The sequence below is a fragment of the Candidatus Francisella endociliophora genome, from assembly GCF_000764555.1.
GTDB lineage: Bacteria > Pseudomonadota > Gammaproteobacteria > Francisellales > Francisellaceae > Francisella > Francisella endociliophora.
Genome location: NZ_CP009574.1, coordinates 1,000,853 through 1,019,426, shown reverse-complemented (window position 1 = coordinate 1,019,426; position 18,574 = coordinate 1,000,853). Strand labels below are relative to the sequence as shown.

Genomic DNA, 18,574 nt, shown 5'->3' with positions numbered 1-18,574 from the left:
GTTAATATTTGATATGATAGCAAAACTTTTCTGGCAAATATTTTTTGGTATAGCAATAATTTTAATTGTTATATTATCTATATTGAATACTGACAGAGTGAGCTTTGATTATATTTTTGGAACAACTACTTTACCGTTAATTGTTTTAATGTCTATAGCTTTTGTGCTGGGATTACTACTAGGGTCTTTCATAACGAAGTTTATTCAAATAACAAAAACAAGTGGTGGCGCTAAGAAATAATGCTGGTACTTGGTATCGAAAGTTCTTGTGATGAAACAGGAATCGCTCTTTATGACTTCTCATCAAAAACTTTGGTAGCGGATGCTTTATATAGCCAGATTTCACTACATAAAAAATATGGTGGTGTAGTTCCTGAGTTAGCATCAAGAGAACATATAGCAAAACTTAATGTTCTAACTAAAGAAATTTTGAGAGAGTCAAATCTAAATTTTGATGACATTGATTGTATTGCTTATACCGCTATGCCGGGTTTAGTAGGTGCTTTAATGGTAGGCGCTACATTTGCAAAAACATTAGGGTTTATACACGATATTGATACTTTAGCTATACATCATTTAGAAGGTCACTTATTATCACCATTACTCGATACGGATAGTGAAATAGATTATCCATTTGTGGCATTATTAGTGTCAGGTGGTCATACACAGTTATTTGAAGTTAAAAGTTTTGGAGATTACACGCTTTTAGGTGAGTCAATAGATGATGCTGCTGGAGAAGCTTTTGATAAAACAGCAAAATTATTAGGTATGCCATACCCAGGCGGTGTTGAGGTGGCAAACCTTGCAGATACTGCTCTTGATAAGAAAAAGTATGTACTGCCAAGACCAATGAAGAATAAACCAAATTTAGATTTTAGTTTTAGTGGTTTAAAAACAGCAGTGCTAAATACTTGGTATGCTGAACAAGATCATTCGTTAGAAAATAAAGCAAATCTATGTTATGCCTTTCAAGATGCTGCCGTAGATGTTTTGGTTTCAAAGTGTGATAAAGCATTGCAGAAAACTAATAATAAAAGATTGGTTATTTCTGGTGGAGTAAGTGCTAATAAGCTTTTGCGCCATAGGTTAGGTATTTTATCTAATAAGAAAAGCTATGAAATATTTTTTCCTCCTATGCAATACTGTACGGATAATGGTGCTATGATCGCTCTTGCAGGTGCTTACCGGTATAGTCATAATCAGAAAGATTCTTCTTTAGAAATTAATGTTAAGGCTAGAGAGAGTATTTAGCTGCATTAATTAAGCACTATTAAACTGTCAACTAATATGTTAATATTATACTGTAATAAAAGTTTCATTATTTGTCATTAAGACAAATTCAATTAAAAAGGGCTAAAAAGGTTTTAAATGAATAATAAAAAAGAAATCTATCAAATCGATCAAGAGATAGAAAAAGAAGGTAGCATTGTTTGGAAAAGTGTTTTCGGACTTTTACTGTTACCAATAGTTGCGTTAATCGCTGTTCCTTGGTATGCAATGACTCATGGTTTTACAACATCTGATTATGTAGCTTTGATTATCTTCTATGCATTAACAGGTGTTGGTATTACAATGGGTTATCATAGACTTTGGTCTCATAAAACCTACAAAGCTAATAAGTTTGTGACTTATACTTTGTTACTTTTTGGTACTGCAGCTTTACAGAATAGTGTAATTCAGTGGTCGTCAGATCATAGAAAGCATCATAAAGATGTAGATGATCCAGTTAAAGATCCGTATGCTGCTACAAGAGGCTTTTGGTATTCGCATTTTGGTTGGTTGCTAAGACATAATACTCCAGATGTACAAGAGATTCGTGGAGTAAATGATTTATTAAAAGATAAAGCATTAGTATTTCAACATAAGCATTATACTGTTTTAGCTATATTATCTTGTTTTGGTTTACCTGCATTGATTGGCTTTGGATATGGTTTTTTAAGTGGTAATACTATTACAGCAGCATGGCATAGTGCTCTGAGCTTCCTTCTTTTAGCTGGTTTACTTAGAGTTATTTTAGTACACCATGCAACTTTTTGTATTAACTCATTAGCACATACTATTGGTAAAAGACCATACTCTACGAAAAATACAGCTAGAGATAGTTGGATTACTGCTATCGTAACAGGTGGAGAAGGGTATCATAATTATCATCATGCATTTGCTGGTGATTATAGAAATGGTATTAGATGGTTTGACTTAGATCCATCTAAATGGTTTATTGCTGGACTTGCTAAGATTGGTTGGACGTATGATCTGAAAACAACTCCCAAGCATTTGATAGAAATTGCTAAGGCAAAAGTTAAGCTTGATGAAGCTTTAACTAAGAAGAGCAAATCTTTCCATCTTGGTATTGAAGAAAAATATGCTAAGCTAGTCGCTAATGTTAAAAATATGTATAGTGCTAAGCAAGAGTACTTAAAAGCTAAAAAAGAGAATGTTCTTTGTAAGGCTGAGCTTAAGGCAATAAGATCTAAATACAAAGACTTAAAAATTGAATTTATTCAAGCTAAGAAAAAGTATAATAAAGCTAGTACAATAGCATAAAATTTTTTAAAAATATCAGCAAGTTCTATCAAAACTTAAATGTATAAAATCATAAAAGTTACAAGTAAAAATAGGTCTGAACTTTCTTCTCAATTATCTAATTTAAAAAAACAGATAGTTTATCCACTTGGAAAAAGCACATTTACTATTGAGCATGGTAATGATTATTTTGCATATTATGAAAATATGGGAAAAATGCACTATTGGTGTGTTGTTAAAAATGGAGAGGTTATTGGTTCAGCTTGTGGTATTGTGAAAAGTTTAGAGCTGGGGGGAAGAGCTTGGTATCTTTGCGATTTAAAAGTTGATAAAAATTATAGGGGTCAAGGAATAGCTCGTAAATTATTCCGTAAGATATATTTATATATGTTTATTAGATATCGTATATTTAGAGTTTACGCTATATCTATGAATGATCCTTTAAATGAAGGTGAAGGTTGCAAAAAACTTATTTATATAAGTAATAATTTTTTAAAGGAAAAAGGAAATTTAGAGTTTTTTCTACTTACTAAAGAACAGTATGTTTTTTATAAGCAATATTTGGATGAATATTCCCTTACTCATACAAGAGGTATAAAAGATATAGTTTTTGATCGTTCATCATCTGGAGCTGAAATATATCATTTGAATAGACAAAAATTAAGCAATATAACTTTTGAAGAATTACCTAATGATGCTTATATAACAATATCAACATATAGTAAATCAGAACTTAGCAAGCTTTTTATCCATGATGGTATATTACCTGAAGGGAGTGCTAAAGTCTTAACAAGTTATAGTGCTAAGAATAGGCCATATATAGCAACAGACCAAGTATAAATTTTATAGTTTAGCAGCAGATTTTAGGATATCAGCTTTATCTATTTTTTCCCATTTAAATTCTGCTAATTCACGACCAAAATGACCATAGTTCGATGTTTTTCTATATATAGGATTTAACAGATCAAGGTTTTCGATAATTTTACCAACTCTTAGATCGAAGTTCTCGGCTACTAGTTTTTCAATTTTGTTATCTGTGATTTTACCTGTTCCAAAAGTGTTAACCATTAAAGAAACAGGTTTTGCTACACCAATTGCATAGGCAACTTGAACTTCGCATTTATCAGCAAGTCCAGCTGCTACGATATTTTTAGCAATATATCTACCCATATAAGCACCAGAGCGGTCAACCTTAGATGGATCTTTACCAGAGAATGCTCCACCACCATGATGAGCAGCACCACCATAAGTATCAACGATAATTTTTCTGCCTGTAAGACCACAATCCCCTTGAGGTCCACCAATTAGAAATACGCCTGTTGGATTAATGTGATACTTAGTATCTTTTGTAATCAGCTCAGCAGGAATAACTTCTTTGACAATTTCATCAATCACTATATCATGAAGCTCTTTTTGTGATATTGATTCATCATGTTGTGTTGATAAAACTATTGTATCGATGAATTTAGGCTTATCGTTTTCAAAAGCTAAAGTAACTTGAGCTTTCGCATCTGGTCTTAACCAGTTTAACTTACCTGATTTTCTAAGTTCAGCTTGCTTTCTCATGAGCAAATGAGAATAGTAAATTGCTGAAGGCATTAGTGTTGGAGTTTCATTTGTAGCAAAACCAAACATTAGCCCCTGGTCACCTGCACCAAGGTCTTCTAATGAACCTCGATCGACACCTTGGGCAATATCACCAGATTGTTTACCAATGGCATTAATTACAGAACAAGTTCTTCCATCGATACCTTTATTTGCGTCATCATAACCTGTTTCAACGATTACTTTTCTAACTAGTTCTTCTATATCTACCCAAGCAGAAGTAGAGATTTCACCAGCTACTAGAGCCATCCCCGTTTTTACAAGAGTTTCACATGCTACACGAGCATTTTTATCTTGTTTTAAAATTTCATCTAAAATTGCATCTGAAATTTGATCGGCTAATTTGTCTGGATGACCTTCTGATACTGATTCAGATGTGAATAAATAATTTTTTGACATTTTATTTCTCCTTTTAGTTTGCTAAAAGGCTTCTAGGAAATTTTATGATAAAAATTTAGTAGAAACGCTTTAGCTTATTATTTAAAGTCGCAAGCAAGTTGTTTGTTAAATTCAGCGACAGTTGATGATTATATAGTATGTTTATATGAAGTCAACTATTGACTTTTGGTTTAAGAGCATTTAAAGTATTGCTATTAAATTTTTGCATAATTTTTTGCTAAGTTTATGGCTGCTAAGCTTAGCTGGTAAAATTGAAATATTAAAAATAAAAGATAAAAACCGGAGAATAATTAAATGGTAGTAATTCGTATGGCTCGTGGTGGAGCTAAAAAGCGTCCTTTCTATAGAATCGTAGTTGCTGATAAAAGAAGCCCAAGAGATGGCAGGTTTATCGAAAGACTAGGTTTCTTTAATCCTTTAGCTAAAGGTGGTGAAGAAAGATTGAAGCTTGATGTTGCTAAGGCAGAAGCTTGGTTAGCAAAAGGTGCTCAGCCATCAGATAGAGTAGCTAGCCTGATTAAAGAAGCTAAAAAAGCTGCGTAATTAATTTCATAGTATTTTTTCTTTATGTCACAGGATTTCGTAGAAATAGCCAAACTTGGTGCTACATATAAGCTTGATGGTGAGCTTAATTTATATCCGTTGGCAAATTCAATAGAAACTCTTCTAAGTTATGGTAACTGGTATATTCAGTTGCCTGCCAATAGTATTTGGCAACCTCTCAAAGATGAAAGTGTTTTGAGAAGGGGTGATAAGCTATATATCAAGCTTGCTAATGTCGATAATGCAGAAACTGCAAAAAAATATGTTAATGCTTTAATTGGCGTACCAAAAGAAGCTTTACCAAAAGCTGAAAAAGATGAAGCATATTTTAAAGATCTGATTGGGTGTTCTGTAGTTAATACTAATAATGACTCATTTGGTGAGGTTATTGATATTATTGAAACGGGAGCAAATGAAGTTCTAGTTTGTAAAAAAGAATCAGAAGAATATCTGATTCCTTATGTTAAGCAGTATATAGTCAGTGAAGACCTTGATTCTAAAAAAATAGTTGTTGATTGGGAATACGACTATTAAATAAATCTAATTTTAATAATTTAATGTAGTGATAGCACATTGTGCTGTCATTATTATGACAGATCAATGATCTCCGCTACAAAATATACGCCTTTAAATAGCTCAAATATTTGTGTTTATTAGTTCTAGGCACTACAATTAGAGCTGATTTAGTTATAGGTTTACAGAAATGAAATTTGGAATAATATCAATATTTCCTGAAATGTTTAAAGCAATAAACGATTTCGGGATTACTGCTAGAGCTGTGAAAGATTCTAAAGTCTCTATAAATTGCTTTAACCCACGAGACTATACAACAGATAAGTATGCTACAGTAGATGACACTAGTTTTGGTGGTGGAGCTGGCATGGTTATGAAGTATGAACCACTATCAGATGCTATCAAAGATGCAAAAAAAACTTTAGGTTGTGATACAAAAGTTGTATACTTGTCACCTCAAGGTGGTGTATTTAATCATAAAAAAGCCCTCGAGCTTTTACAAAGTGATTCACTAATACTGCTTTGTGGTAGATATGAAGGGGTTGATGAACGCCTGATACAAGATCATATTGATGAAGAAATTTCTGTAGGTGATTTTGTATTAAGTGGTGGTGAGCTCCCAGCTATGCTAGTTATGGATAGTCTAATTAGACTATTACCAGAGGTGTTGGGTAATAAGGATTCTATGATTGAGGATTCTTTTTATGATGGTCTTTTAGACTACCCACACTATACAAAGCCAGCTGTTTTACCAGATGGTAATGCAGTACCTGATGTTTTGTTATCTGGGAATCATAAAGAGATAGCTAAATGGAGGCGTAAACAGAAGTTGATAAGGACTTATGAGCGTCGTAAAGATTTAATAGAGTGCCTATGCCTATCTGCAGAAGATAAGCAAATTATAAATGATTATAAAAAAGATAAGGTAAGCACAAAAGGAGAAAATAATGAAAAATAAATTTGTTGAGCTAGTAGAAAAGTCACAAATCAGAACTGACCTTCCTGAGTTTAATCCAGGTGATTCAGTAACAGTTAATGTATGGATTAGAGAAGGTGATAAAGAAAGAATCCAGGCTTTCAAAGGTTTTGTTCTTAGAAAGAGAAATAGAGGTCTTCATTCTGCTTTTACTGTAAGAAAAATGTCTTCAGGTATGGGTGTTGAAAGAACTTTCCAAACTCATTCACCATTGATCGACAGTATCACTGTAGAGAAGAGAGCTGATGTTCGTAGAGCTAAGCTATACTACATGAGAGGTCGTACTGGTAAAGCTGCTAGAATTAAAGAAAAAGTATAATTCTAGGAAAATTAAAAAGTGTCTACAGCCGTTGATGCTTTTCTTGATAATCTTTGGCTTGAGCATGGCTTGAGTCAAAACACTATATCATCTTATCGTACAGATCTTAAATTCTTACAAAATTATTTTTCAAAAGTTGATCTCATTAGCTTAGATTTTGAGCAGTTATATGCTTTTATTTCATATCGTTCAAAAAATGGTTATGGTAGCCGTTCAAATGCTCGTATGATCTCTACATTGCGTAAATTCTACGCTTGGCTTATATCAACAGGACAAGCTGATAAAAATCCTACCGCTAAACTTACTCTACCAAAATTAGCAAAAAGTTTACCAAAAGATATGACAGAGATTGATGTTGAGCGATTGTTACAAGCTCCTGATTTGACAGAGGATATTGGTATCCGTGATAAAGCTATGCTTGAGTTAATGTATGCTACAGGCTTGCGTGTAAGTGAACTTGTAGGGCTTAATATCGATGATATGGATCTAAATGTTGGTGTGATTCAAGTGATAGGGAAAGGCTCAAAAGAGCGTATAGTACCTATAGGTGAGTATGCTCTTGAGTACTTACATAAATATTTTAATGAAGCTCGTTCAAGCTTATCTAAAGACTTTAAGGAAAAAGCTGTTTTTATAAGTAAGCATGCTAAAAGAATTACAAGGCAATCATTTTGGCATCGTATTAAAAGTTACGCTCTAATAGCTGGTATAAATACTGATATTTCTCCACATACTTTGAGACATGCTTTTGCAACACATTTGCTTAATCATGGTGCGGATTTGCGTTCTGTACAATTGTTACTTGGCCATAGTAATGTTTCAACGACTACAATTTATACACATATCTCACAAAACCGCTTACAAGAGATATATCAAAAACATCATCCTAGAGGGTAGAGTTGGTAATTATAAAATGTTTAGGATTACAAAATTTGTTAAATTAAAATCTGGAAAAAGATTTTATTGCTTACATAAGTATTTCCGACGCAGGTTATCTAATCCTTTGATTTTAATTGTTTTATTAGCATTTTCTGGGGTATCACTTTTTGCTGGTTTTATTATGTTATTTATACCTGGACCAGGATTACTGTTTATTGGATTATCTTTTTTACCGGTAATTGCTGTTAGTAAAAGATTTGCTAAGTTTCTTGATAGAGTTGAGATTACTTTTAAACAAAAAATTCAAAAATTTAAAGTCCAAAAAGATAAAACTAATAAGAAAAAATAGAGGCAGTATAGATATAATATTTTACCTCTTATAGTTTTATGTACTTAATGCATAAGAAAGTTATTATTGATATAATACATTCGAAATTAAATATCTTTTTCTCAAAAAATACTGGAGCACAAATGAATATTCGTAGTGTTGATTATTATGCAGATAATGCAGCTGAAGAGTTTACTAAATCACTAAAAGAAACAGGTTTTGCAGTTTTAAAGACTCATCCAATTGATTGGAGCTTGATTCAAACAGTTTATAACGAGTGGCAAGAATTCTTAAAATCAGGTGATGCCGAGAAGTATCTCTTTGATGTTGAGAAACAAGATGGTTATTTTCCAAAAGATGTTTCTGAGGTAGCTAAGGGTGAGACTGTAAAGGATATTAAGCATTTTTATCATTTATATTTTCCAAACGGTAGATATCCTACAGAAGTTAGTAATGCTGCTAAAGAAATGTTTGAAAAAATGATGAAGTTAGGTGAAACACTTCTTCAATGGATAGATGATCATATTGATCCAAAAATTGCAAAGAAGTTACCTCAAAGATTAAGAGATACGGTTTCTTATGAAAACACTCTTCTTAGAGTTTTGCATTATCCTGCTATGCAGGGAAATGAAGAGCCTGGTGCTGTAAGGGCTGCAGCACATGAAGATATTAACCTTATAACACTACTACCAATAGCATCATCTCCTGGATTGCAAGTTTTATCACCTGTAACTAATGAGTGGTTTGATGTACCGTGTGATAGCGAATCTTTAGTGATAAATATTGGTGATATGCTTCAGGAAATGACAAATGGTGAGTATATTGCTACTAAGCACAGAGTGGTAAAACCTGAGGGTGAAATAGAAAATTTAGATAGAATTTCTACTCCATGTTTTGTGCATCCAAAATCTGATGTTTATTTGTCTGACAAGTATCCAAAAGCAGAAATGTTTTTAAATGAAAGGCTTAAAGAGTTGGGCTTGAAGTAGACTATATGACAAAACAGGAAGTTATTTCTTTTTATGAAAGTGATGCTCATGAGAATGCTGTAGCAAAAATTCTTGAACAACCAAAAGGAATTATTGATTCTCAAAAATCTCTAGATGGTTACGCTATAGTGTTAGATATTGATGAAACATCTCTAAATCATTATTTACCATTTAGTAAAGCAGGGTTTCCTCAAGACGAAAATCATGAAATTTGGCAAATACTAATTTCAAGTACTAATGGAGAGTCAATTAGGGCGACTTTAGATTTCTATAGATATTGTTTAGAAAAAGGTTTAAAGATCTTTTTTATAAGCGCTCGTCTAGCAGAGTATCTAGATGCGACAAAACAAGCGTTACAATCTGCAGGGTTTCATTTTTTTGAGGATGTATTTGTTTTCCCTAAAGATATTGCAGAATATGAGTCAGAGACTTTTAAGAACTTCAAAGCAGAAAGAAGAGCTTATATAGAATCTTTAGGCTATGAAGTTCTTATCTCAATAGGAGATCAATCTTCTGATTTAGTAGGAGGGTATACAAAATATACTTTTCAAGTTCCTAATTATATGTATGGTGAGAATTCTATATTTTAATATACAGACTTGGATTTAAAAATTAAGAAGTTGCCTGTGAATATTAAAACAGCACACGCAGCTAAAATAATAAAACTAATATCTTGATCAAATAACAAAAATGCAAATAAAGGTCCCCAAATAATATATGTAATATTAAGAGACATAGCAAGTGCAACATTTGAATATTTAAATGCTTGCATATACGCAAGGTCTGCAATATATCCTATAATTCCAATAGCTGCGATCAATAATAAAATATATACGCTAACTGTATGAATAATCATAAATGTAAATGGTAGAAATATGATGATGGTAGAAATCTTGCGTAAAAATAGTAGTGTGTTTGCAGAAACTCCAGCATTTAGAACTACCTTGTATATTATTCCTTCTAATCCCCAAAAAATTGCTGCAAATATGGCAAAGAAAAGTCCAATTAATTGATTGGGTTTATCTGAAAGTTCTCCATAAGCTGTAAGAGTAATTCCCAAAATAACAATTATAAATCCTAATGTTTTTAGAGGTGTTAGAGCTTCTTTAAGAAATATTCTTGCACCTATCATACCAATAGCAGGGTAGCATGATGATAGTACTATTGCTGTGCCTGTCGCTATGTATTTGGCAGATAGCATATACATGGTCATAGCTAAGCCACCTAATAATGGAATACAGCAAATACTAACCATTTGCCAAAATTTTAAACTCTTGACTTTTTTTATGGATGATCTTGAAACTACACCAACTGTTGCTGCTACACCAAGATCATGTATGGAGGTTAGCCACATTGATACTAGAAATGTCATGGTTAAAAGGGTGTGTACTTGACCCGCTAAGGTGTAATCAAGCCCCCAAAATATCCCTGATAAAGTACCATAAAAAAAGGCACGTTTTTTAAAATCCATTAGTTATTTTAGTTCTTGATATACTAGTTAGTAACCATAGTAGATAAGCTTGCTTATTTCAAGTAATGAAAATGATTATTTTAGTATACTAATAGTTCTGATTTTTTACATTATAAATACTAACGAAAAATTGCATTGTAAAAAAATTATAATTATTGCAGCAATGAAATAAATATTAGTGTATTATTTATATTTATTTTTACTAATTTTGGTTTATATATGAAAGAAATGTTAAGAAAAATCACAGTAGCTTTTTTGATAATTTTAATTACTATGATGAGTACTTCATGCGCAACTCAATCAAAAACTGCTAAGGGGGCTGAAATTGGAGCTGCGACTGGAGCAGGAACTGGAGCTGCTGTAGGAGCAGGAACTGGAGCTATGGGAGGAGCCGTAGTAGGAGCAGGTCTTGGATTTGTTATTTGTATGGCTATAACACTAGGGCTTGGGGCACCTTTATGTTTGGGGGTGGCAGGTGCGACAGCCGGTGCAGGTGCTCTAAGTGGAGCAGGCGCAGGAGCCGTGGTAGGTGGAGGTACAGGAGCCGTAGTAGGTGGAGGTACAGGAGCTGCTATTGGTCACTATAATGAAGACTAAAAATATTTATCTACATCATAAAAATATAAAACTATAAAAAATTAGTTTACAATAAAATTAGGTAAAAGAAATTTCTTCTTTGATTATGATAGATAAAAATGGTTATCGAGCAAATGTAGCTATAATATTGCTCAATAAACAAAATAGAGTTTTTTGGGGGCAAAGAAAAAATAGAAGCTCGTGGCAGTTTCCCCAGGGAGGTGTAAGTGTTGGAGAAACACCTCTGCAAGCAATGTATCGAGAGCTACATGAGGAGGTTGGATTACGTCCGCATGATGTTGAAGTTGTAGGGTCAACTAGAGATTGGTATCAGTATAATATACCAGATTCTTTAATTAGAAGCAGGGGACCTCTTTGTATCGGTCAAAGGCAAAAATGGTTTTTGCTTCGGCTAAAAGCTTCAGAGAGTAATATAGATTTAGAAGCAAATGATTCACCAGAGTTTGATAATTGGCGTTGGGTTAGCTATTGGTATCCAATAAACCATGTAGTTGATTTTAAACGAGATGTATATCGTAGAGCATTAACTTTTTTTAAAGAGTTTATTGAATAATATTTTTAAGTATTAGTTATAGAGGTACCCTATATAGTATTTTTATATCGCTTCAAGCATATTATTGACACTACAAACATAAATATAAATAATGGATAAATACTATTTAAAATATCAAATAGTCCGCCACCTTTGAGCAATATCTCTCTAATGATATTTAAGTAATGAGTTAACGGTAAAATATTACCTATAAACTGTGCCCATTCCGGCATACCATCAAACGGAAACATAAATCCTGATAACAATATCGACGGTAAAAAGAAAAAGAAAGTCATTTGCATAGCCTGCAGTTGTGTTTCTGCAATAGTTGAGAAAGTTATCCCTACTATTAAATTAGCTAGAATAAATGGTAATGTTGCTACTAATAGCAAAAAAATGCTTCCAATAATTGTTACATCAAATATCACTTTAGCAAAAAATATAATCAACAGAAGCTGTATATATCCTACTAAAACATACGGAGTTATTTTACCAAAAATAATTTCTAATGAGCTTACAGGAGTTGCTAATAATGACTCCATAGTTCCATATTCTTTTTCTCGAGTTATTGTCATAGCTGTAACCATAACCATAGTCATTGTTAATATAACCCCTGCTAATCCTGGCACGATTGTGTTTTGGGTTTTATTTTCAGGGTTATATTTATTATGTATCACAAAATTAAATGGATAATTATTTGTTGATTTAGTAGCTCCTTTTGTAAAATAGCTACTATAAATATTTTTAACCTTATTCATTGCATCTAATGCTGCCGCACTTGCATTAGCACTTGCACCATCAGCAATTACCAAAATATTAGGCTTTTTGTTTGTATAAACATTTTTGGTAAACTCAGGTGGGATCTCAATAATAAATTGAACCTTTCCTTGACGCATTAAAGTCACAGCCTCTTGTTGAGATAAGTTTTGATATTTAATATTAAAATAGTCAGTATTGTTTAGTTTACTAACTAAATAATTAGTTTGTATAGTTCTATCATAATTAACTAATGCTGTACTTAAATGCTTTGGATTCATATTTATAGCAAACCCAAAGAGTATAAGTTGTATAAGAGGGATACCTATAACTAAACCTATAGTAAGCTTATCTCTCATCATATGGATAACTTCTTTGAGAAGAATGGCGTAATACCTATTAAAACTAAAGTACTTTATCATGCAAAATTATCCTGTTCATTTTTCATTAGATAAATAAAAGCATCTTCAAGTGAAGTTTCAATTTGTTGCCATTGATATTCTTGGTAGTGTTTCTCAATTGGTTCTATGTCACTATCATTTTTTATACTTAAATGAACACTATTTCCAAACATTGAAACTTGTTCAATTTGTAAGCTATCTTGAAGCTCTGTTACTAGTCTAAAGACATTCTGCCCTGAGACATTATAAGTCTTAATCTTACAACTATCGATAATATCTTGTTGTGTACCACTAGAGAGCATTTTTCCATAAGCTATGTAAGATAGCTTATTACACCGCTCCGCTTCATCCATATAATGCGTAGAAACTAAGGTTGTTATACCTTTATTAGATAGTGTGGAAATATAATCCCAAAACTGTCGTCTTGCCTTAGGGTCAACACCTGCTGTTGGCTCATCTAAAAGGAGTAGTTTTGGTTCATGGATTATAGCGACTCCCAAAGCTAAGCGTTGCTTCCAGCCACCAGATAACTCTCTAGCTTTTTGATTTGCTCTAGCTTTACCTATTTCAAGATCATCTATCACTCTTTCAACTGACTCTTTAATATTTTTAAGGTTATGGAGTCTTGCAAATGTTTTGAGATTCTCCCTAACTGTAAGATCCTGATACAAGGTAAACTTTTGTGTCATATAGCCAACTTTTTCTTTGATCTTAGTACCATGTGTGCCAATATCATAACCAAGGCAAGTTCCTTCTCCTTTAGTGATAGGTAGTAATCCACAAACCATACGAATAGATGTTGTCTTACCTGAGCCATTAGGACCTAAAAAACCATAAATATCACCTTCGCTAACTTTTAGAGATATTTCATCAACTACAGTTTTATCCCCGTAAACTTTAGTAAGGTTTTTAACATCTATGACAAATTTATCTTCGCTACTCATCACAAACTCACTCTTACAGGTTCACCAATATGGATATCTGAACTATTTGCTGAATATTCTATTTTAGCTTTAACTTCAAAAGATATTTCAGAATCCGCATTTATTCCATATAACAGTGGCGGCGTATATTCAGCATCTTTTGAGATGTAGTTAACCGTAGCAGTTGATTGTGAACCTGTATCCGTTTTAAGAGTAATTTGTTTTCCTAAATGTACTTTGTCTAGATCTTCTTTAGAAACATAAAACACAATATATACGTCATCTGGGTTTATAAGTGATACTACAGGATTATATGCTGAGATTTCTTCTCCAGGTTGATAAAATATCTGATATACATATGCTTTTTCTATGGATTTAACATTTGCAGAATCAACTTTTGCCTTCGCCTTTATGTAGTTAGCATAAGCAGACTGGTAACTTTTTTCAGAAGTACTATCATAGCTGAGCAGTTTCTTTTGTCTAAGATATTCAGCTTTAGCATATTTAAGGTCTGCATTTGCACTAATTATGTTTGCAGAGACTTTAGTGTTATCTAATTGTCCCTTTGTATCATGTGTCATCTTAATTGAGTCTAATGAGTATAGTAGGTCGCCTTTTTTTACTAATTGTCCTTCTTTAACATTTAATCTAATAAGTCTGCCTGATTCTTCTGAGGATATGTAACGTATATTTGTAGATACATAGCCAGGAATAATTTTTTGATTCGTTCGTAACAGGTAGTAGCAGCTAGCAGTAATAATAGTCGTTAAAATAAAAATTATGATTATTATCTTTTTTGAATTGTTCATACTGATAGCTACAAAAAATATTTTAATAAATAAGGATTATAAACCGAATATTTATTTTATCAAACATTATTTAAATCAATCGTTTGATTTTATTGTGTAGTGGTAAGCAAGATATTTTTTATTAAAACTATTATTATGTTTGCCCTAGAGAAATAAAGGTGTGTTTATAATTGCATCAATGCATATCGAAATCTGTTGCATAATATCAGCTTTCAGATCTTGAATATTTTCATTATTACTCATTCTTTTAAAACTTTCTCGAGCAACAACGAATCCTAGTATTTGCCCAATTACTATCTGTTGTCTAATAGCTATTAGCTTGCTATCAGGTTTACAATCATAAATTACAGAGCTTAACTTTAGAGCCATATTTAAAATATGTTTCATATGTCCTTCATACATTATATTAAATGCTGCAGTTGGGCTAGCTTGTTCACGTATGATTATCTTTGCCCAATCTCTAGACTCTTCATTACCAATCAACATATTTGCAATATTTAAAAATAGTTTTTTATAAATTTCTTTAGCTTTTTGTTTAGATAGTTCGGGATTATTGATCTCTAATACTATTGAACTCATAACCTCTTTATTACCAGACATTATTTTTGAGAATATATATTCTACGACAGCGTGGTATAGGCCTTCTTTGCTCTCAAAATGATATTTTATAGAAGATATATTAGCATTTGCTTCGTTTGCAAGCATACGGGTAGAAGTGGCTTCAAGGCCATATTCACCAAAAAGTTTAAGCCCTGCAAGTATCAGAGCTTGTTTGGTTTTATTTATTTTTTCATTCATTTTTAGTAGTTAAATTATTTGATTCGACAAAAGCTTTTGCCCATAGGTAAGCAAATGTACCTATATAAGCTGAAACTATCACATCGGAAACATAATGATCTAAAATGATAACTCTACTAGCTGCTACCAAGCATCCTATAATTATCGCTATTAATGTTATATATTTTTTCTCAAAAAAGTTAGCTACAGCTAATAAGCCTGCAAATGTAAATACGGTATGGCCAGAAGGCATTGAATTATATGCGCTTTTAAATGAAAAAAAATGAAAACCATATTGATTATCAAATAGTAAAAGCTCAGGTCTACTTCTTGCTAAAAGTACTTTTAAAGTTCCAGAGATAAAGAATGTAATTATTAGAGTTAAAGACATGGTGTATAGCTTAGGAGATGTCTTTTTAGTTATATATTTGAATATACATATTGCTGTAACTATTACAGTAATTACTGCCCATATTTTAGGTGAAAATATTTTTGAGAAAAAAACAGCTAATGTGCTTATACCAGTACCAAAAAAGTCACTAGTATGTATTATGCTAGTGACTTTTATGTCAATGAAATTGTAACTAAATGTAACAATTATCAAAGTTAAAATGCCAAATATAGTAGTATTTTTTACAAGTTTACAGTCAATACAATTCATAATTAAATTATTCAAAATTACCGAATTAGTTGATAGAGTATAATATTATCATAACTAACTTTTAAAACCTAAAATGTTCAAACAAGGTTGGTATAAAAAAGCTCAGCATATTAGTAGTCCAAACTTTAATCAGCGACCTGATAAAAATGATATTAGTTTAGCAGTTATACACTGTATAAGTCTTCCAGAAGGAAAGTATCAAAATACTAATGTTGAGGATTTATTTACAAATAGTCTAGATTGTAATCAGCATGATAGCTTTAAAAGTTTAGAGGGAGTCAAGGTTTCTGCGCATTTTTATATTAAGCGAAATGGTGAGATAGTTCAGTTCGTCTGTGTAGATGATAGAGCTTGGCATGCAGGCATAAGCAAATATAACGGGCGAGATGGTTGCAATGATTTCTCCATAGGTATAGAAATGCAAGGTACTGATAAAACTGTATACACAGACATTCAATATGAGAGCCTAAATATATTGTTAAAAGATCTCAAAAAATCGTATTCAAGTTTGAGAAATATTACAGGACATGAGAATATAGCTCCAGGCAGGAAAACAGATCCTGGTAAATGTTTTGAGTGGGAGAAATTACGTTTTCATAAGCTGTAGTATTATAGTTTATTCTATCTCAGCTTCGTTACCATGACTTTCTAACCAATCGCGACGATCTTTAGATCTTTTCTTTGCAAGTAATTTATCTAAAATTTCATTATCATCATAGACATCAGATATAGTTAACTGTAGCAACCTACGAGATGATACATCCATAGCAGACTCACGTAACTGAATAGGATTCATTTCACCAAGCCCTTTAAAACGCATAATGTTTATTTTGCCAGTTAATTTTGAATTTTCAGCTAGAATTGAATCTCTCTCATTTTCATCAAGAGCATAAAAAGTATTTTTACCAATATCAACTCTAAATAGAGGAGGTTGAGCGATATAGATATGACCGTTTTCAATAAGTTTTCTAAAGTGCTTAAGAAACATTGCACATAGCAGTGTAGCGATATGTAATCCATCAGAGTCAGCATCTGCAAGAATGCAAATTTTGTTATATCTAAGTCCCGAAATATCATCACTATCTGGATCAACACCTATTGCAGTAGCTATATTATGAACTTCTTGAGAATTCATAATAGTATCAGCATCTAATTCCCAGCTATTTAGAATTTTGCCTTTTAAAGGCATTACAGCCTGAAAGTTTTTATCACGTGCTTGTTTTGCAGAACCACCAGCAGAATCTCCCTCAACGATAAAAAGTTCTGTAGAGTTCACATCCGAGCTAATACAATCTGTAAGTTTGCCCGGTAAACGAATTGTTGTATTCATTATACGTTTACGAGCAGTTTTCTTATCAGCATTAATTCTTTTTTGGGCAACACTATTTATATTTTCAATTATTTGACGTGCTTCTTCTGGGTTTTGATTAAGCCAGATAGTTAGTAAATCTTTAACTGTTGTTGCAACAAAAGCAGTTACATCTTTATTTGATAGTTTTTCTTTTGTTTGGCCAGCAAACTGTGGATTTGTTATCTTTACAGATATTACATAATTAAGTTGTGCAAAAGAGTCATTTGCTGTAACTTTAACATTTTTTGCTGCGAGAGAGTTTTTCTCGATATATGTTTTGATAGCATCAAATACACCATTTTTAAGACCTGTAACATGAGTACCATCTTGAGGTGTTGGGATTAGGTTTACGTAACTATTTTTGATACTTTCAGCAGGAGCGTCACACCAGCAAAATACAGCATCAAGATATGATTCTCCATTAGAAAAATTATCAATCATAAATGGTTGAGTAGGTAATGTCTCTGCGTCAAGCTTGTGATCTAGATAGCCTTTTAAGCCTTCATCAAAATGCCATACTTGTTTATCTTTTTTTATCTCGTTTGAATATTTGATTGTTAGAGACTTGCAAAGTATTGCCTTTGCCTCCAATAAACTTTTTAGAGCTTTTATATTAATTTTAATATCATCAAAATACTTTTTATTTGGCCAAAATCTAATTTTTGTGCCAGTATTTTTTTTGCCAACAGTATCAATAACTTCTAGGTCTTTTGTTTTGAAGCCATCTTCAAATACTATGTGCTGTACATTACCATCTCTTTTAACTTCAGCCTCTAGTCTTGTTGAAAGAGCGTTTACTACTGAGACACCAACTCCATGTAAACCTCCAGAGTGGGTATAGTTTTTATTACTGAATTTACCACCAGAATGGAGTTTAGTCATAATTAATTCAATACCAGACATCTTATGTTCTGGATGAATATCAGTCGGCATACCACGACCATCATCTGAAATCTCAATACTGTTATCTGCATATAGAGTGATATTTATTTTACTAGCAAAGCCCGCTAGCACCTCATCGACACTATTATCTACGATTTCTTGTATTAAGTGATTAGGGTTTTCAGTATTGGTATACATACCTGGCCTTTTTTTAACAGGGTCAAGACCAGTAAGTACTTCAATAGCTTTAGCATTATAGTTTTGCATATATAGCAACAAGGATATTTGAATAATATATTGGTATAAATTTTATCATAGAATTGTATTTATATGAAAATAT

23 protein-coding genes are annotated in these 18,574 nt (G+C 32.3%); 15 read left to right on the top strand and 8 right to left on the bottom strand.

Annotated elements, in window-relative coordinates; translation table 11 throughout:
* Positions 1-4: 4 nt before the first annotated feature.
* The 4 genes from QI37_RS05115 to QI37_RS05100 all read left to right on the top strand — a co-directional run bounded on the left by QI37_RS05115 (position 5) and on the right by QI37_RS05100 (position 3,363).
* Positions 5-241: a lipopolysaccharide assembly protein LapA domain-containing protein gene (locus QI37_RS05115; protein WP_040010720.1), complete on the top strand. Its 237-nt coding sequence runs from the start codon at positions 5-7 to the stop codon at positions 239-241.
* Positions 241-1,251 (top strand): tRNA (adenosine(37)-N6)-threonylcarbamoyltransferase complex transferase subunit TsaD, encoded by a 1,011-nt coding sequence (gene tsaD / locus QI37_RS05110; RefSeq protein WP_040009137.1) that lies wholly within the window; start codon positions 241-243, stop codon positions 1,249-1,251. The genes QI37_RS05115 and tsaD overlap by 1 nt, the downstream gene beginning before the upstream one ends.
* A gap of 117 nt (positions 1,252-1,368) precedes the next feature.
* Positions 1,369-2,544, top strand: a complete 1,176-nt coding sequence (locus tag QI37_RS05105; RefSeq protein ID WP_040009135.1) for an acyl-CoA desaturase — start codon at positions 1,369-1,371, stop codon at positions 2,542-2,544.
* A 39-nt stretch (positions 2,545-2,583) separates the two neighbouring features.
* Positions 2,584-3,363 carry a GNAT family N-acetyltransferase gene (locus QI37_RS05100; protein WP_040009133.1) on the top strand — a complete coding sequence of 260 codons (780 nt, stop codon included), beginning with the start codon at positions 2,584-2,586 and terminating at the stop codon, positions 3,361-3,363.
* A gap of 3 nt (positions 3,364-3,366) precedes the next feature.
* On the opposite strand, the gene metK is transcribed toward QI37_RS05100, so the two are convergent.
* Positions 3,367-4,527, bottom strand: coding sequence for a methionine adenosyltransferase (metK, locus tag QI37_RS05095; protein WP_040009131.1), 1,161 nt, complete (start codon positions 4,525-4,527; stop codon positions 3,367-3,369).
* A gap of 294 nt (positions 4,528-4,821) precedes the next feature.
* On the opposite strand from metK, the gene rpsP reads away from it, so the two are divergent.
* The 8 genes from rpsP (at position 4,822) to QI37_RS05055 (ending at position 9,664) form a co-directional block, all read left to right on the top strand.
* Positions 4,822-5,070 carry a 30S ribosomal protein S16 gene (gene rpsP, locus QI37_RS05090; RefSeq protein WP_040009129.1) on the top strand — a complete coding sequence of 83 codons (249 nt, stop codon included), beginning with the start codon at positions 4,822-4,824 and terminating at the stop codon, positions 5,068-5,070.
* A 24-nt stretch (positions 5,071-5,094) separates the two neighbouring features.
* Positions 5,095-5,604, top strand: coding sequence for a ribosome maturation factor RimM (gene rimM, locus QI37_RS05085; protein WP_040009128.1), 510 nt, complete (start codon positions 5,095-5,097; stop codon positions 5,602-5,604).
* A 169-nt stretch (positions 5,605-5,773) separates the two neighbouring features.
* The gene (gene trmD / locus QI37_RS05080; RefSeq protein ID WP_040009127.1) at positions 5,774-6,541 is read left to right on the top strand and encodes a tRNA (guanosine(37)-N1)-methyltransferase TrmD; all 768 of its coding nucleotides are present in this window, start codon (positions 5,774-5,776) and stop codon (positions 6,539-6,541) included.
* Complete coding sequence (gene rplS, locus QI37_RS05075) at positions 6,531-6,878, top strand: 50S ribosomal protein L19 (protein WP_040009126.1); 348 nt, start codon at positions 6,531-6,533, stop codon at positions 6,876-6,878. The genes trmD and rplS overlap by 11 nt, the downstream gene beginning before the upstream one ends.
* Before the next feature lie 18 nt (positions 6,879-6,896).
* Positions 6,897-7,775: a site-specific tyrosine recombinase XerD gene (gene xerD, locus QI37_RS05070; RefSeq protein WP_040009125.1), complete on the top strand. Its 879-nt coding sequence runs from the start codon at positions 6,897-6,899 to the stop codon at positions 7,773-7,775.
* Positions 7,776-7,791: 16 nt separating this feature from the next.
* Positions 7,792-8,106, top strand: a complete 315-nt coding sequence (locus QI37_RS05065; protein WP_040009124.1) for a hypothetical protein — start codon at positions 7,792-7,794, stop codon at positions 8,104-8,106.
* Between the two features lie 122 nt (positions 8,107-8,228).
* Entirely contained in the window at positions 8,229-9,074 is an 846-nt protein-coding gene (locus tag QI37_RS05060) for a 2OG-Fe(II) oxygenase family protein (protein WP_040010719.1), read from the top strand.
* A gap of 5 nt (positions 9,075-9,079) precedes the next feature.
* Positions 9,080-9,664 (top strand): HAD family acid phosphatase, encoded by a 585-nt coding sequence (locus QI37_RS05055; protein WP_040009123.1) that lies wholly within the window; start codon positions 9,080-9,082, stop codon positions 9,662-9,664.
* Here QI37_RS05055 and QI37_RS05050 read toward each other — a convergent pair.
* A complete protein-coding gene (locus QI37_RS05050; RefSeq protein WP_040009122.1) occupies positions 9,661-10,545 on the bottom strand; it encodes a DMT family transporter in 885 nt (294 codons plus the stop codon). The genes QI37_RS05055 and QI37_RS05050 overlap by 4 nt on opposite strands.
* Positions 10,546-10,764: 219 nt before the next feature.
* Between QI37_RS05050 and QI37_RS05045 the strand changes: the two genes are divergently transcribed.
* Together QI37_RS05045 and QI37_RS05040 are read left to right on the top strand one after the other, a co-directional pair.
* Entirely contained in the window at positions 10,765-11,142 is a 378-nt protein-coding gene (locus tag QI37_RS05045) for a YMGG-like glycine zipper-containing protein (protein WP_052399159.1), read from the top strand.
* A gap of 85 nt (positions 11,143-11,227) precedes the next feature.
* Positions 11,228-11,695 carry an RNA pyrophosphohydrolase gene (locus QI37_RS05040; protein ID WP_040009121.1) on the top strand — a complete coding sequence of 156 codons (468 nt, stop codon included), beginning with the start codon at positions 11,228-11,230 and terminating at the stop codon, positions 11,693-11,695.
* Positions 11,696-11,724: 29 nt separating this feature from the next.
* Here QI37_RS05040 and QI37_RS05035 read toward each other — a convergent pair whose 3' ends face one another.
* The 5 genes from QI37_RS05035 to QI37_RS05015 all read right to left on the bottom strand — a co-directional run bounded on the left by QI37_RS05035 (position 11,725) and on the right by QI37_RS05015 (position 16,001).
* On the bottom strand, positions 11,725-12,849 hold the full coding sequence (locus QI37_RS05035; RefSeq protein WP_040010717.1) for an ABC transporter permease: 1,125 nt from the start codon (positions 12,847-12,849) through the stop codon (positions 11,725-11,727).
* Positions 12,849-13,775, bottom strand: a complete 927-nt coding sequence (locus QI37_RS05030; protein ID WP_040009120.1) for an ABC transporter ATP-binding protein — start codon at positions 13,773-13,775, stop codon at positions 12,849-12,851. Before QI37_RS05030 ends, QI37_RS05035 begins: the two co-directional genes overlap by 1 nt.
* Complete coding sequence (locus tag QI37_RS05025; protein ID WP_040009119.1) at positions 13,775-14,563, bottom strand: HlyD family secretion protein; 789 nt, start codon at positions 14,561-14,563, stop codon at positions 13,775-13,777. The genes QI37_RS05030 and QI37_RS05025 overlap by 1 nt, the downstream gene beginning before the upstream one ends.
* A 144-nt stretch (positions 14,564-14,707) precedes the next feature.
* Positions 14,708-15,361, bottom strand: a complete 654-nt coding sequence (locus QI37_RS05020) for a CerR family C-terminal domain-containing protein (RefSeq protein ID WP_040009117.1) — start codon at positions 15,359-15,361, stop codon at positions 14,708-14,710.
* Positions 15,354-16,001 (bottom strand): phosphatase PAP2 family protein, encoded by a 648-nt coding sequence (locus QI37_RS05015; protein WP_040009115.1) that lies wholly within the window; start codon positions 15,999-16,001, stop codon positions 15,354-15,356. Before QI37_RS05015 ends, QI37_RS05020 begins: the two co-directional genes overlap by 8 nt.
* Before the next feature lie 73 nt (positions 16,002-16,074).
* Between QI37_RS05015 and ampD the strand changes: the two genes are divergently transcribed.
* On the top strand, positions 16,075-16,608 hold the full coding sequence (gene ampD, locus QI37_RS05010; protein WP_040009114.1) for a 1,6-anhydro-N-acetylmuramyl-L-alanine amidase AmpD: 534 nt from the start codon (positions 16,075-16,077) through the stop codon (positions 16,606-16,608).
* 9 nt (positions 16,609-16,617) lie between these two features.
* Here ampD and parE read toward each other — a convergent pair whose 3' ends face one another.
* A complete protein-coding gene (parE, locus tag QI37_RS05005) occupies positions 16,618-18,501 on the bottom strand; it encodes a DNA topoisomerase IV subunit B (RefSeq protein ID WP_040009113.1) in 1,884 nt (627 codons plus the stop codon).
* Between the last annotated feature and the right edge of the window lie 73 nt (positions 18,502-18,574).

Excerpts from the sequence above, each read along its gene's own strand:
- QI37_RS05040 (WP_040009121.1), top strand. The coding sequence starts at position 11,228 with ATGATAGATAAAAATGGTTATCGAGCAAATGTAGCTATAATATTGCTC.
- parE (WP_040009113.1), bottom strand. The coding sequence starts at position 18,501 with ATGCAAAACTATAATGCTAAAGCTATTGAAGTACTTACTGGTCTTGAC.
- metK (WP_040009131.1), bottom strand. The coding sequence starts at position 4,527 with ATGTCAAAAAATTATTTATTCACATCTGAATCAGTATCAGAAGGTCAT.
- ampD (WP_040009114.1), top strand. The coding sequence starts at position 16,075 with ATGTTCAAACAAGGTTGGTATAAAAAAGCTCAGCATATTAGTAGTCCA.
- QI37_RS05025 (WP_040009119.1), bottom strand. The coding sequence starts at position 14,563 with ATGAACAATTCAAAAAAGATAATAATCATAATTTTTATTTTAACGACT.
- tsaD (WP_040009137.1), top strand. The coding sequence starts at position 241 with ATGCTGGTACTTGGTATCGAAAGTTCTTGTGATGAAACAGGAATCGCT.
- rimM (WP_040009128.1), top strand. The coding sequence starts at position 5,095 with ATGTCACAGGATTTCGTAGAAATAGCCAAACTTGGTGCTACATATAAG.
- QI37_RS05020 (WP_040009117.1), bottom strand. The coding sequence starts at position 15,361 with ATGAATGAAAAAATAAATAAAACCAAACAAGCTCTGATACTTGCAGGG.
- QI37_RS05105 (WP_040009135.1), top strand. The coding sequence starts at position 1,369 with ATGAATAATAAAAAAGAAATCTATCAAATCGATCAAGAGATAGAAAAA.
- QI37_RS05065 (WP_040009124.1), top strand. The coding sequence starts at position 7,792 with ATGTTTAGGATTACAAAATTTGTTAAATTAAAATCTGGAAAAAGATTT.
- QI37_RS05030 (WP_040009120.1), bottom strand. The coding sequence starts at position 13,775 with ATGAGTAGCGAAGATAAATTTGTCATAGATGTTAAAAACCTTACTAAA.
- rplS (WP_040009126.1), top strand. The coding sequence starts at position 6,531 with ATGAAAAATAAATTTGTTGAGCTAGTAGAAAAGTCACAAATCAGAACT.
- QI37_RS05100 (WP_040009133.1), top strand. The coding sequence starts at position 2,584 with ATGTATAAAATCATAAAAGTTACAAGTAAAAATAGGTCTGAACTTTCT.
- QI37_RS05055 (WP_040009123.1), top strand. The coding sequence starts at position 9,080 with ATGACAAAACAGGAAGTTATTTCTTTTTATGAAAGTGATGCTCATGAG.
- trmD (WP_040009127.1), top strand. The coding sequence starts at position 5,774 with ATGAAATTTGGAATAATATCAATATTTCCTGAAATGTTTAAAGCAATA.
- QI37_RS05015 (WP_040009115.1), bottom strand. The coding sequence starts at position 16,001 with ATGAATTGTATTGACTGTAAACTTGTAAAAAATACTACTATATTTGGC.
- QI37_RS05060 (WP_040010719.1), top strand. The coding sequence starts at position 8,229 with ATGAATATTCGTAGTGTTGATTATTATGCAGATAATGCAGCTGAAGAG.
- QI37_RS05045 (WP_052399159.1), top strand. The coding sequence starts at position 10,765 with ATGAAAGAAATGTTAAGAAAAATCACAGTAGCTTTTTTGATAATTTTA.
- QI37_RS05050 (WP_040009122.1), bottom strand. The coding sequence starts at position 10,545 with ATGGATTTTAAAAAACGTGCCTTTTTTTATGGTACTTTATCAGGGATA.
- rpsP (WP_040009129.1), top strand. The coding sequence starts at position 4,822 with ATGGTAGTAATTCGTATGGCTCGTGGTGGAGCTAAAAAGCGTCCTTTC.